This is a genomic window from Filibacter tadaridae, assembly GCF_900609045.1.
Classification (GTDB): Bacteria; Bacillota; Bacilli; order Bacillales_A; family Planococcaceae; genus Sporosarcina; species Sporosarcina tadaridae.
On record NZ_UXAV01000017.1, the window covers coordinates 131989 to 144911 of the forward strand.

Annotated in this window: 14 protein-coding genes; all 14 read left to right on the forward strand. The window is 43.7% G+C overall.

Features of this window, described 5'->3' with window-relative positions:
* Window positions 1-19: 19 nt before the first annotated feature.
* The 14 genes from wecB to FILTAD_RS01925 all read left to right on the forward strand — a co-directional run bounded on the left by wecB (window position 20) and on the right by FILTAD_RS01925 (window position 12765).
* Window positions 20-1141 (forward strand): non-hydrolyzing UDP-N-acetylglucosamine 2-epimerase, encoded by a 1122-nt coding sequence (gene wecB, locus FILTAD_RS01860; protein WP_124068838.1) that lies wholly within the window; start codon window positions 20-22, stop codon window positions 1139-1141.
* An 833-nt stretch (window positions 1142-1974) separates the two neighbouring features.
* On the forward strand, window positions 1975-2346 hold the full coding sequence (locus FILTAD_RS01865; RefSeq protein WP_124068802.1) for an ATP synthase subunit I: 372 nt from the start codon (window positions 1975-1977) through the stop codon (window positions 2344-2346).
* Between the two features lie 29 nt (window positions 2347-2375).
* The gene (atpB, locus tag FILTAD_RS01870; protein WP_282432564.1) at window positions 2376-3101 is read left to right on the forward strand and encodes a F0F1 ATP synthase subunit A; all 726 of its coding nucleotides are present in this window, start codon (window positions 2376-2378) and stop codon (window positions 3099-3101) included.
* A gap of 67 nt (window positions 3102-3168) precedes the next feature.
* On the forward strand, window positions 3169-3393 hold the full coding sequence (gene atpE, locus FILTAD_RS01875) for a F0F1 ATP synthase subunit C (RefSeq protein ID WP_124068803.1): 225 nt from the start codon (window positions 3169-3171) through the stop codon (window positions 3391-3393).
* 153 nt (window positions 3394-3546) lie between these two features.
* Window positions 3547-4101 carry a F0F1 ATP synthase subunit B gene (atpF, locus tag FILTAD_RS01880; protein WP_203229618.1) on the forward strand — a complete coding sequence of 185 codons (555 nt, stop codon included), beginning with the start codon at window positions 3547-3549 and terminating at the stop codon, window positions 4099-4101.
* Window positions 4098-4637, forward strand: a complete 540-nt coding sequence (locus tag FILTAD_RS01885; protein WP_124068804.1) for a F0F1 ATP synthase subunit delta — start codon at window positions 4098-4100, stop codon at window positions 4635-4637. The genes atpF and FILTAD_RS01885 overlap by 4 nt, the downstream gene beginning before the upstream one ends.
* A gap of 25 nt (window positions 4638-4662) precedes the next feature.
* On the forward strand, window positions 4663-6171 hold the full coding sequence (gene atpA, locus FILTAD_RS01890) for a F0F1 ATP synthase subunit alpha (RefSeq protein ID WP_124068805.1): 1509 nt from the start codon (window positions 4663-4665) through the stop codon (window positions 6169-6171).
* Between the two features lie 73 nt (window positions 6172-6244).
* On the forward strand, window positions 6245-7102 hold the full coding sequence (gene atpG, locus FILTAD_RS01895) for an ATP synthase F1 subunit gamma (protein ID WP_124068806.1): 858 nt from the start codon (window positions 6245-6247) through the stop codon (window positions 7100-7102).
* Window positions 7103-7145: 43 nt separating this feature from the next.
* Window positions 7146-8561: a F0F1 ATP synthase subunit beta gene (gene atpD / locus FILTAD_RS01900; protein ID WP_124068807.1), complete on the forward strand. Its 1416-nt coding sequence runs from the start codon at window positions 7146-7148 to the stop codon at window positions 8559-8561.
* 81 nt (window positions 8562-8642) lie between these two features.
* Window positions 8643-9047, forward strand: a complete 405-nt coding sequence (locus FILTAD_RS01905) for a F0F1 ATP synthase subunit epsilon (RefSeq protein ID WP_124068808.1) — start codon at window positions 8643-8645, stop codon at window positions 9045-9047.
* Window positions 9048-9125: 78 nt separating this feature from the next.
* Window positions 9126-9362 (forward strand): DUF1146 family protein, encoded by a 237-nt coding sequence (locus tag FILTAD_RS01910; RefSeq protein WP_124068809.1) that lies wholly within the window; start codon window positions 9126-9128, stop codon window positions 9360-9362.
* A gap of 357 nt (window positions 9363-9719) precedes the next feature.
* Window positions 9720-11018 (forward strand): UDP-N-acetylglucosamine 1-carboxyvinyltransferase, encoded by a 1299-nt coding sequence (murA, locus tag FILTAD_RS01915; protein ID WP_124068810.1) that lies wholly within the window; start codon window positions 9720-9722, stop codon window positions 11016-11018.
* A gap of 108 nt (window positions 11019-11126) precedes the next feature.
* Window positions 11127-12074: a stage II sporulation protein D gene (gene spoIID, locus FILTAD_RS01920; RefSeq protein WP_124068811.1), complete on the forward strand. Its 948-nt coding sequence runs from the start codon at window positions 11127-11129 to the stop codon at window positions 12072-12074.
* A gap of 31 nt (window positions 12075-12105) precedes the next feature.
* Entirely contained in the window at window positions 12106-12765 is a 660-nt protein-coding gene (locus tag FILTAD_RS01925) for a M23 family metallopeptidase (protein WP_124068841.1), read from the forward strand.
* The last annotated feature ends 158 nt before the right edge of the window (window positions 12766-12923 follow it).

Here is a 12923-nt window from a genome sequence, read left to right on the forward strand (position 1 = left end):
CGTGGAAGGCGTGAATGTTTTGAAACGTAAATGGAAAGTGATGACTATTTTCGGTACAAGACCGGAAGCGATTAAAATGGCACCACTCGTACTTGAACTCGAAAAGCATACAGATGACATTGAATCGATTGTCACAGTAACGGCACAACATCGCCAAATGCTTGACCAAGTGCTAGAAACGTTCGGCATTGTACCTGACTATGACCTTAATATCATGAAAGATCGGCAAACGCTAGTCGATGTTGCAACGCGAGGACTTGAAGGACTTGACCGAATCATGAAAGAAGCGCAACCGGATATTGTCCTTGTACACGGTGATACATCGACAACATTTATCGGCAGTTTAGCCGCCTTTTACAACCGAATTTCAGTCGGGCATGTCGAAGCAGGGCTTCGCACGTGGAATAAATACTCTCCTTATCCTGAAGAGATGAACCGCCAACTGACGGGTGTAATCGCAGATCTTCACTTTTCACCTACGGAAAAATCGGCGCATAACCTGCTAGCTGAGGGAAAACAAGAGGATCGTATTTACGTAACTGGAAATACAGCAATCGATGCATTACAAACAACGGTACGCGAAGAATACGCACACCCCGTACTCGATAAAATCGGTTCGGACAAGCTCATTCTGCTAACTGCACATCGCCGTGAAAACCTCGGCGACCCAATGCGCAATATGTTCCGTGCTATCAATCGGTTATTGGCTAAACACGATGACATTCAAGTCATCTACCCGGTTCATATGAATCCTGCAGTCCGTGAAGTGGCGAACGAATTACTAGGCGACAACGACCGCATTCATCTAATCGAACCACTCGAGGTACTCGATTTCCATAACTTCGCGGCCCGCTCCCATATCATTTTGACAGACTCGGGCGGAATCCAAGAAGAGGCTCCATCCCTCGGGAAACCCGTAATCGTTCTGCGCGACACAACAGAACGTCCCGAAGGAATCGAAGCCGGCACACTAAAACTCGCCGGCACCGATGAAGAAACAATCTTCACATTGACAGATGAACTTCTTACAAATGAAGAAGAATACGACAAAATGGCACATGCCTCCAATCCATACGGAGATGGACAAGCATCAGCCCGAATCGTCGAAGCCCTCAAGAAATACCTATCATCAGTTCAATGAACAAAACAAAGACGACCGTCACTAATCGGTCGTCTTTGTTTTTGGAAAAGGGCGCGGCGAAACAGTCATGGCAAATCGGCAAACTGTAAGGGCAATCGCCGGAACTGTCATGGCAAATGAAGAAACTGTAAGGGCGCGGCGAAACAGTCATGGCAAATCGGCAAACTGTAAGGACAATCGCCGGAACTGTCATGGCAAATGGAAAAACTGTAAGGGCGCGGCGAAACAGTCATGGCAAATCGGCAAACTGTAAGGACAATCGCCGGAACTGTCACGGCAAATGGAAAAACTGTAAGGACAATCCACAAAACTATCACGACGATCAAAAAAACTATCCTGCCTACCAAGGGAATTCCCTTATTAATCCACACCACTTCTTCCAAAACAAGCGGTAAACTAACAAACCCAATACAAATTTGTCGTTTGTTTGACAAAGTGAGGAGTTTGTGAAGAATTTCACGGGAATCAATTGACATCAAAATTCCCCTATTGTATGCTTACGAAGGGTAAGAATGATAGGTGTTTCATACATATGGAACTTGGTAAAAATCAGATTTCAACGAAGTTCTATCATCCTTTCACGAATCACCCAGTATGCAGTAGGGTGCGTTTCTTTATCTCGTATGGAAACAACGTGCCCAGGTGAATGCATATTGATGATTGATTCATTTGCATCTTTATAAGTATCAACCTTTTCTACGTCTAGACCAATTGCTGACTAGACTGTGAAACGGGAATGCAACTCCTTGTATTTTGCTTACAGCTAATCTTTCTTTTGGAAGGATTGGCGACACACTGTACAATCGAAATAAAAATTAGGAGAATCACCTACTATGCAAACTTTGCAAGATATTCATAAACGGCAAAAGAAAGTTCTCTTTTTTTTGCTCGCATTGTTCGTTCTAGGTTGGGGTTTTACTGATTTCAAACAAGTTTTCGCAGGTTTAATCCTAGGAAGTTTGTTCGGATTGTATAATTTCTGGATTCTTATCCGTAGAATGGAAAGATTTGACCGTACAATTACGGAAGGAAAAGGAAGAGCCTCTCTTGGGACGGCAATGCGTTTTGCATCCGGAGTGGCTGTGGCTGCAATTGCAATTTCGTTGCCGGAACACTTTGACTTGGTCGGCGCAGTGATCGGTCTAATGATTCCATACATCCTGTTAGTGGCTGATAGGATACTATTTCACACGAAACACTATTAATCCGATTGTGAAAGGGAGGTGAACGAAACTTGAACCATGAAAATCCGTTATACACGGCTTTCCAAGGCACAGCTTTCGAAATGACTTTCAACTTATCGAACGTTTTGATGCTTTTTGTAACCTGCTTAATCGTCTTTTTACTCGCATTCTTCTCTACGCGGAATATGAAAGTGAAACCGACAGGCATGCAGAACTTCATGGAGTGGATCATGGACTTCGTAAAAGGAATCATCAAGAACAACATGGACTGGAAAACAGGCGGACGATTCCATGTACTTGGAATAACGTTAATTATGTTTGTTTTCGTAGCAAACGTCCTTGGACTTCCATTCGCAATTACATGGGATCATCAACTTTGGTGGAAATCACCAACAGCAGATCCAGTCGTTACAATGACACTTGCTGCGATGGTTATCGGTTTATCGCACTACTACGGTATCAAACTTCTTGGATTCAAAGAGTATGGGAAAGGGTTCTTCAAACCACTTCCGTTCTTGTTCCCCTTGAAGATTATCGAAGAATTTGCAAACACGTTGACACTTGGTCTGCGTCTTTACGGTAACATTTATGCAGGTGAGATTTTAATTGGTCTTCTTGCATCGCTCGGAGCTTCCAGTGCAGTCGGTTTCGCCGGCGCAATAGTTCCAGCACTCGCTTGGCAAGGTTTCTCGATTTTCATCGGCGCAATCCAAGCATTTATCTTTGTTATGTTAACGATGGTCTATATGGCACACAAAATCGATACAGACCATTAAACATATACTACCCGCTTAGGTGGGCGAAATTACAAAAAACATGAGAATATTAGGAGGAAATTATACTATGGTAGGTTCAGTAGGTTTATTAGCAGCAGCAATCGCAATCGGTCTTGCAGCACTAGGCGCGGGTATTGGTAACGGTATGATCGTTTCGAAAACAGTTGAAGGAATCGCTCGTCAACCAGAAGCACGCGGCGTACTTCAAACAACAATGTTCATCGGGGTAGCACTAGTTGAGGCCCTTCCGATCATCGCAGTAGTTGTAGCGTTCATCGTTTTGAACAAATAATTTGTAAGTTAACAGTACAAAATGGCGAAGTGTGCAAGTTGAAATCCTTCGCCATTCCTTTATGTTTTTACCCAGCACGTCATGAAGTAGAATGTAATGAACGATTTTCATATTAAAAAAGATGTATAAGCTTTTGAAGGGAGTGAAACAATCGTGTTTTTGGATACCTTCGTCCTACTGGCTGCAGATGCGCCCAGTCAAGGATTTTTGGCAGCTTTGAATAAAAGACTGAACCTCGGCGATATTCTAGTTACACTCATATTTTTCATGATCCTAATGTTTCTTCTTAAGAAGTTTGCATGGGGACCACTTATGGGTATCATGGACCAACGCGCGGAGTTGATCGCAAATGAAATCAGTGCGGCTGAACAAAGTCGTTCGGAATCACACAAACTTCTTGAAGAACAACGTAATTTGTTGAAAGAAGCACGTGAAAATGCACAGTCGATTGTTGAAAATGCTCGTAACCAAGGTGAAGCACAACGCGCAGAGCTTATGGCGACTGCACGTGCAGAAGTGAATCGCATGAAAGAGTCAGCTACAATCGAAATCGCTACAGAGAAAGACAAAGCAGTTGCAGCAGTTCGTGAAGAATTCGTTTCCCTTTCAATCCTTGCAGCGTCTAAAGTTCTTGGTAAAGAAATTTCCGAGGAAGATAATCGCGCATTGATCGAAGAAACGATTACGAAGGCAGGCGAAGGGCGATGAGCCAATCGGTTGCAGCGAAACGTTATGCGCTCGCATTGTTCGAGTTAGCACAAAAAAATGGACAAACAGGTTCGGTTCAAGAAGACCTTGTAGAACTAAAAAAAGTCTTCCAAACAAATAAGGAACTCGGGCAATTGCTTGAATCTCCGAAGTTTCCAATCGCAAAAAAGAAGCAATTACTTACAGATTCGTTAACTGCTATTAGCCCACTTGTCCTAAATACGTTATTCCTTCTATTAGACAGAAAACGTATGGATGAAGTTGTGAATATCATTGATGAGTTTCATGCATATGCAGATGAAGCGGCTGGCGTTGCTCGGGCGAAAGTGTATTCAACACGACCGCTTTCGGCAGAAGAAAGCCAAGCAATTTCCATCGCATTTGCTAAAAAAGTAGGTAAGCAATCATTAAAAATTGAAAATATCATTGATCCAAGCCTGATTGGCGGCATTCGTCTTCAAATCGGCAACCAGATCTACGACAGCAGCGTAAGTTCTAAACTTAATCGCCTGAAACGGGATCTAATCGGATCATAAATCTGAAATTTGAGGGGTGACATACATGAGCATCAAAGCTGAGGAAATCAGTGTTCTCATAAAACAGCAGATTGAAAATTATCAATCTGAGATGAAAGTTAGCGATGTTGGTACAGTTATCACGATTGGTGACGGTATCGCACGTGCTCATGGCCTCGACAATGTCATGGCCGGAGAACTATTAGAGTTCTCAAATGGTGTTCTTGGTATGGCGCAAAACTTGGAAGCCAACAACGTTGGTATCATCATCCTTGGCCCATACCTAGACATTAAAGAAGGCGATGAAGTACGTCGAACTGGCCGCATCATGGAAGTACCAGTCGGAGAAGAATTGATTGGCCGCGTAGTAAATCCAATAGGTATGCCTGTTGATGGACTTGGCCCAATCGCTACGACTAAAACACGTCCAATCGAAAGCCCAGCACAAGGGGTTATGGCACGTAAATCTGTACACGAACCACTACAAACTGGCATCAAGGCGATTGACGCACTTGTACCAATTGGTCGTGGACAACGTGAATTGATCATCGGTGACCGTCAAACAGGTAAAACAACTGTTGCGATTGACACAATCCTTAACCAAGCTGACCAAGACATGATCTGTATCTATGTCGCAATCGGTCAAAAAGAATCGACAGTCCGTGGTGTTGTTGAAACACTTCGTAAAAACGGCGCACTTGACTATACAATCGTCGTAACGGCTTCCGCTTCACAACCTGCTCCACTTCTATACTTGGCTCCATATGCAGGTATTACAATGGCTGAAGAATTCATGTTCCAAGGCAAGCACGTCCTGATTGTTTATGATGACCTATCTAAACAAGCAGCGGCTTACCGTGAACTTTCATTGCTACTTCGCCGCCCACCAGGCCGTGAAGCATACCCAGGTGACGTTTTCTACCTACACTCCCGTTTACTCGAGCGTGCAGCGAAATTGAACGACACACTTGGTGCTGGTTCAATCACAGCATTGCCATTCGTTGAAACACAAGCAGGGGATATCTCCGCTTATATTCCAACAAACGTAATTTCGATTACGGATGGTCAAATCTTCCTTCAATCCGACCTATTCTTCTCGGGTGTACGTCCTGCCATTAACGCAGGTCTATCCGTATCTCGTGTAGGTGGTTCAGCGCAAATTAAGGCAATGAAGAAAGTTGCGGGTACGCTTCGTCTTGACTTAGCAGCATTCCGTGAACTAGAAGCATTCTCTCAATTTGGTTCTGATTTGGATCCGATTACAGCAGCTAAACTTGCTCGCGGTGCGCGCACAGTTGAAGTGTTGAAACAAGATCTTAACAAGCCGCTTAAAGTGGAATATCAAGTTATCATTCTTTATGCATTGACACGTGGTTTCCTTGATGACGTTGAGATTAAAGACATCCTACGTTTCGAAAGTGAAATCAACAGCTGGCTTGAATCCAACCACACTGAAGTTTTAGAGCACATTCGCAAGACGAAAGAACTTCCAAAAGACGACTTGATGGCAGAAGCGATCAACGCGTTCAAGAAAAACTTTGTCCCGTCTGTGTAAGTGAGGAAATAGATTCGACAAAATACGTCAACCTATTTCTTTAACAAAAAAACGATAAGGTGGTGAAATGCCAATGGTATCATTACGCGATATAGAAAATCGTATTAAATCGACGAAAAAGACAAGTCAGATTACAAGAGCGATGCAAATGGTTTCCGCTTCTAAATTGAGCCGTGCTGAGGTCAACGCAAAAGCGTTTGTTCCGTACATGGAAAAAATTCAAGAAGTCGTTGGAGCAATTGCAGCAGGAACGCGTGACTCAGGTCACCCGATGTTAGTGTCACGCCCAGTCAAAAAGACGGGTTATATCGTCATCACATCGGACCGCGGACTTGTTGGGGCTTATAACAGTCATATCCTACGTGCCGCAAAACGTGCAATCGATTCACGTCACTCTTCTAAAGAAGAAGTGATGATCATTGCAATCGGTCGACACGGTAAAGACTTCTTTACACGCCTAGGATTTAACGTAGTTGAAAGCCTTATCGGTCTATCCGACCATCCTTCTTTCGGTGAAATAAAAGAAACCGCGAACCGTGCTGTTGGCATGTTCACAGACAGCGAATATGATGAGTTGTACTTATACTACAGCCACTTCGTCTCCGCTATTTCGAATGAAGTGACGGAAAAGAAATTACTTCCGCTCACGGATATCGTATCGTCTTCCGCATCGACTTCGTATGAGTTTGAACCTTCAGGCGAAGCAATACTTGAAGTACTTCTACCGCAATACGCGGAAAGTCTCATCTTCGGAGCAGTACTTGACGGGAAAGCGAGTGAACATGCTTCCAGTATGACAGCTATGAAAACTGCAACAGATAATGCAGCTGAACTAATAGATTCGTTAACACTTTCATTCAACCGTGCAAGACAAGCCGCGATTACTCAACAAATTACAGAGATTGTCGGCGGCGTCGCAGCTCTTGAATAACGGTGGATAATGTATGGCAAAGAGTAAGACAGGAGGGAAAAGTATGAATAAAGGACATGTTCTTCAAGTAATGGGTCCAGTTGTTGACGTCAAGTTCCAAGACGGCCAACTTCCTACAATCTATAATGCATTGACAGTCCAGATTGAACGTCCGAACGCTGAGCCTGAAACGTTGACGCTTGAAGTCGCGTTACACCTCGGGGACGATTCCGTACGTACGATTGCCATGTCATCTACAGATGGCTTGCAACGTGGCACTGTTGTAAATGACTCAGGTGCTGCAATTTCAGTTCCAGTTGGGGATCTTACACTTGGACGCGTATTTAACGTACTTGGTGAAATTATTGACCTTGGGGAAGAGGTACCGGCTTCAGAACGCCGCGACCCAATCCATCGTCCAGCTCCAGTATTTGAAAATCTTTCTACTTCAGTGGAGATTCTTGAAACAGGTATTAAAGTGGTTGACTTACTTGCTCCATACATCAAAGGTGGTAAAATCGGCCTCTTCGGTGGTGCGGGTGTAGGTAAAACCGTTCTAATCCAAGAATTGATCAACAACATCGCACAAGAACACGGTGGTATTTCCGTATTCGCAGGTGTTGGTGAACGTACACGTGAAGGTAACGACTTGTTCTATGAAATGACAGATTCAGGCGTTATTAAGAAAACAGCTATGGTATTCGGTCAAATGAATGAGCCACCAGGCGCGCGTATGCGTGTTGCACTTACGGGTCTTACAATGGCAGAATATTTCCGTGACGAACAGGGCGCGGACGTTCTTCTGTTCATCGACAATATTTACCGTTATACGCAAGCTGGATCTGAAGTTTCCGCACTACTCGGCCGTATGCCATCAGCAGTTGGTTATCAGCCGACACTAGCAACGGAAATGGGTCTTTTACAAGAACGTATCACATCGACAAACGTCGGTTCTGTTACGTCAATCCAAGCAATTTATGTACCAGCCGATGACTATACGGACCCAGCTCCGGCTACGACATTTGCTCACCTTGATGCAACGACTAACCTTGAACGTAAACTATCCGAAATGGGTATTTATCCAGCGGTTGACCCACTTGCTTCAAGTTCACGTGCACTTAGCCCGGAAATCGTTGGCGAAGAGCATTACAATATCGCACGTCAAGTGCAATCAACACTTCAACGCTACCGCGAACTTCAAGATATCATCGCGATTCTTGGTATGGACGAGCTTGGAGAAGAAGACAAACTTGTTGTTGGACGCGCACGCCGCATCCAGTTCTTCTTATCACAAAACTTCCACGTGGCAGAACAGTTCACAGGACAAAAGGGATCTTATGTACCTGTAGCTGAAACGATTAAAGGATTTGGAGCAATTCTTGAAGGCCGTTACGATCACCTTCCAGAAGATGCTTTCCGCCTAGTCGGCCGCATTGAAGAAGTTATTGAAAAAGCGAAAAGTTTGGGCGTAGAAGTTTAATTCAATTCAATTCAGCAGGATTCAAATCCCTGCCAAATTCGCTAATGTGAATTTGATTTTAAGGGACCAGGAGGGGAAAAAATGAAGACAATTAAAGTCAATATCGTCACTCCCGACGGCCCTGTTTGTGAAACTGATGCGAGCATGATCATCGCTGTTACCGAAACAGGTGAACTTGGGATACTTCCCGGCCATATCGCAATGGTGGCACCACTTAAAATTGCTGCACTTCGCCTACAAAAGGAAGGCTCAACACAACATATAGCCGTTCACGGTGGTTTTCTTGAAGTCCGTCCGGATGTAGTTACTGTTTTAGCACAAAGTGCAGAAATATCTACCACAATTGATATCGAACGTGCAAAAATAGCTGCGAATCGCGCAGAAGAAGCACTTCGTTCAACTGATAAGGACACTGATTTCAATTTAGCTGAACTTGAATTGAAACGTGCCCAAAATCGAATTAACGTCTTTGAAGGCAAACTATAAAACTTGTTGAGAATAGCGGACAGAGGGGAAGCATTTCTTCTGTCCGCTTTTTTCTTCATAACTGAAGGAGGTAGATGTATGGGTAACATGTTTGGGTTTCAACCCTTGCTTGCAATCTTATCCCACATCTTTTTCATTGCCATTTCATTTTATGCATTACAAGCAATTATGCCGGAAAAAATCATTAAAAAAAATAAAGTTTTCCAGACACAGTTACTATTCATATTAGTAAGTGTTTTAATCGGATCGGCCGTATCAAATTTCTTTTTAGAGCTATCCTATTGGTCAGGTAGAGTTCCTGCCATGTTTAGTTAATGCGATACTTGTTATCGCCATTTATACAAAAAAGTGTTTCAATTTGCATAAGCGGCGATGACATAGAATCTATATCCGCGGAAAAACGACATGTTTGTCGATACAATTCAACGGGAACATAAACTATAGGTAAAATGTCGTCAAAGAAAAGGAATAGCTAATCTGACACAAAACGTCAAATGTGTACATAATATAGACTACTTGGCAATCAGCCGAAATGTAGCTCGGACGCAACTTGTTATGAACGTGTCAGTGCTGTAAAATAGTATATGTTTTACTACGCAATTAATAATCATAATCACTGAATAGATGACGACATCATGTTTAAATACAACTCAGGAGTCGGAGGGACTTATTTTGGATAAAATCATCATAAATGGTGGACGTGTGCTAAATGGTAAAGTACGGGTCGAGGGCGCAAAAAATGCTGTATTGCCGGTGATGGCAGCAGCTTTGCTTGCTTCTACCGGGGTGAACGTCATTCGGGACGTACCGAATTTATCGGATGTAGGAACGATTAAAGAAGTACTTAAAAGTTTGAACGCGGAAGTGGATTACTTCCCAAGAACTGATGAAGTAATTATCGATTCATCGGGAATTTTGTCGAGCGAGGCACAATTTGAGTATGTACGAAAAATGCGTGCATCCATTCTCGTAATGGGACCACTTCTTGCACGTAACGGTTTTGCACGAGTAGCATTACCTGGAGGTTGCGCGATTGGTTCACGTCCGATTGATCAACACTTAAAAGGATTTGAAGCAATGGGCGCAGAAATCACTTTCGGCCACGGCCATGTCGAGGCGAAAGTGGAAGACGGCTTAAAAGGCGCGAAAATATACTTGGATTTCCCAAGTGTTGGTGCTACGGAAAATATTATGACAGCGGCAGCATTGGCAAAAGGAACAACAGTTATTGAAAATGCTGCTAAAGAACCTGAAATTGTAGATCTTGCCAACTTTATCAACGAAATGGGCGGAAAAGTTGTAGGTGCAGGAACGGATTCGATTCGCATCGAAGGTGTATCAAAATTATACGGTACAACGCATCATATTATTCCAGACCGTATTGAAACAGGCACATTCATGGTGGCTGCTGCAATTACAGGCGGCGATGTTACAATCGAAAACGCCGTACCTGAACATAACGCAGCATTAATTTCAAAACTGGGCGAAATGGGCGTTGAAATTACGGACCTTGACGAGGGCGTTCGTATCCGTGCGCAACATCCATTAAAAGCAGTAGACCTAAAAACAATGCCGCACCCGGGATTCCCGACAGATATGCAATCACAAATGATGGCACTCATGCTAACAACAACAGGCACGAGCGTCATGACTGAAACAGTATTCGAAAATCGGTTCATGCACGTGGAAGAGTTCCGTCGCATGAACGCAGCTGTAAAGATAGAAGGTAGATCTGTCATCATCTCTGGACCCTCTGAGTTACAAGGTGCAGAAGTAGCGGCAACCGACCTTAGAGCAGCTGCTGCACTCATTCTTGCCGGTCTCGTAGCAGAAGGCGTGACGCGTGTAACCGAATTGGAACACTTAGATCGCGGTTATGTGAATTTCCATCACAAGCTCGCGGCACTTGGGGCGGATATCATCCGTGTCTCCCCTGAAAAGCAACCAAAACAAACGCCACAATTCGCTTAATGTACAACGGTATTTCATTAGAAAAGGCTGTAGACCTATATGTCTATAGTCTTTTTTTGTATTTAGATAATGTATGTATAAAAGAAGAACCAGTTCATATAATCAAGTATGGACAAACTACTAGCTGTTTTATTCATAATCTTATTATTTTTTATCCCGGTTTTATTGAAACAACCTCCTGAAGTCCTTAAAACACTTGAGGATAAGAAAGAGGAATCGTGCCCGGTCTACATAACAGTTGCCGGAATGGACAAGCCAATCTTGCTCGAAGAATACGTAGTGGGAGTTGTATCTGCAGAAATGCCGGCAACGTTCCACAGTGAGGCACTCAAGGCGCAGGCAATTGCAGCACGCACCTATGCGCTACGCACGACGGATGGCGGCAAGAAAGAGATAGCTGCCGATGTCTCCGCTCAAGTGTTTTACAACAAATCCAAAAGAAAGGAACGATGGGGAAAAGAATTCAAGAAAAATGAAAAAAAGATTCAAAATGCAGTACAAGCAACAGCAGGTGATGTAGTCGTCTATAACGATGAAATGATTACCGCCATGTTCTTCTCTACATCTAATGGTAAAACGGAAACTGCAGAAAATTACAGCGGCAATGATATTTCCTACTTAGAAACCGTCGACAGCCCAGGGGAAAAGGAAGTCGCACCCAAAGTGGAACGAAAGACGGAAATGACTCTTGCTAAATGGAACAAGGCACTAGGTACAAACTGGAATGCAGATATGTTCAGGTCACTAAAGCTTATTCGCAATCAAACAGGACGCGTCCAAAAAGCAGAAACAAAAGGCTTCGAGTCAACCGGACGAGAAATGCGTGAACTACTGGGACTAGCCTCGACGGACTTCAATATTGCATTCGATCTTACGAACAACATTGTCCATGTCACTACGACAGGATATGGTCATGGCGTCGGTATGAGTCAGTACGGAGCGGAGGCATATGCGAAAAAAGGTTGGAAGGCAGAAAAGATTCTTTCACACTATTATTCCGGCACTGCATTAAAAAAATTTAAATTACCAGAAACAGAATGTTTAAAATCACCTTGACTTGCGAACAATAGCTAGTGAGGTGATGACAATGCGAGAAGAAAAACCGAATTCCCCTTCTCAGAAGAACAAGAGTGCAAAGACAAAAAGCTGGCTTTGGCCGATAGTCTATTCGGGTATCGCGATCGTCTTCGTCGGCATGATCTGGGGTTATAACGCATTCATGAAAGAAGATTCTCCAGGCATGGCAGACGTTGCAGGAAAAGACGCGGACAAGGGTGTAACTGTCGAAACAAATGCAGCAAAGGAGTCGCTTCAGTATCCATTTACGGAAGCACTTCTGGACGACGCAATAATCCTACAGGAATATTACGATGTGGAAGCCGATGATGAGATGCGCGAAAGTGCCCTACTCGTCTTCAATCAGGTCTACATGACCAACTCAGGCGTATCAATTTCAGTGAAAGACGAACCATTCGAAGTTGTAGCATCACTCAGCGGAAAAGTGGAAGCAATCATTTCAGATGCCTTCAAAGGAAATGAAATCGTCCTAACACACGCCAACGGACTCAAAACGATTTATCGTTCTGTCACTGGGATTCTCGTTAAAGAAGGCGATGAAGTAACCCAAGGACAAGCACTCGCTTCAACAACAGCAAATGAATGGAATCCCGCGGCAGGCACCCATCTGCATTTCGAAGTACAAAAAGACGGAATCGCCGTCAACCCGCGCTCATTCCTAGCATTTTAACAATTAACATTCAGCCATTCCTAACATCCAGGGAGTGGCCTTTTTTTGTCTTGGGAAATAAATCCCCATGGAACGGGGAGGGTGCTCAAATATCGCCGAAAGCGATCAATCAAGAAACCCGCGCGCTCAAATATCGCCGAAAGCGATCAATCAAGAAT

What these genes read in the sequence shown, in the direction of transcription:
- FILTAD_RS01865 (WP_124068802.1), top strand. Translation starts at nt 1,975, where the DNA reads ATGCAAACTTTGCAAGATATTCATAAACGGCAAAAGAAAGTTCTCTTT.
- atpE (WP_124068803.1), top strand. Translation starts at nt 3,169, where the DNA reads ATGGTAGGTTCAGTAGGTTTATTAGCAGCAGCAATCGCAATCGGTCTT.
- FILTAD_RS01885 (WP_124068804.1), top strand. Translation starts at nt 4,098, where the DNA reads ATGAGCCAATCGGTTGCAGCGAAACGTTATGCGCTCGCATTGTTCGAG.
- atpA (WP_124068805.1), top strand. Translation starts at nt 4,663, where the DNA reads ATGAGCATCAAAGCTGAGGAAATCAGTGTTCTCATAAAACAGCAGATT.
- atpG (WP_124068806.1), top strand. Translation starts at nt 6,245, where the DNA reads ATGGTATCATTACGCGATATAGAAAATCGTATTAAATCGACGAAAAAG.
- atpD (WP_124068807.1), top strand. Translation starts at nt 7,146, where the DNA reads ATGAATAAAGGACATGTTCTTCAAGTAATGGGTCCAGTTGTTGACGTC.
- FILTAD_RS01905 (WP_124068808.1), top strand. Translation starts at nt 8,643, where the DNA reads ATGAAGACAATTAAAGTCAATATCGTCACTCCCGACGGCCCTGTTTGT.
- FILTAD_RS01910 (WP_124068809.1), top strand. Translation starts at nt 9,126, where the DNA reads ATGGGTAACATGTTTGGGTTTCAACCCTTGCTTGCAATCTTATCCCAC.
- spoIID (WP_124068811.1), top strand. Translation starts at nt 11,127, where the DNA reads ATGGACAAACTACTAGCTGTTTTATTCATAATCTTATTATTTTTTATC.
- FILTAD_RS01925 (WP_124068841.1), top strand. Translation starts at nt 12,106, where the DNA reads ATGCGAGAAGAAAAACCGAATTCCCCTTCTCAGAAGAACAAGAGTGCA.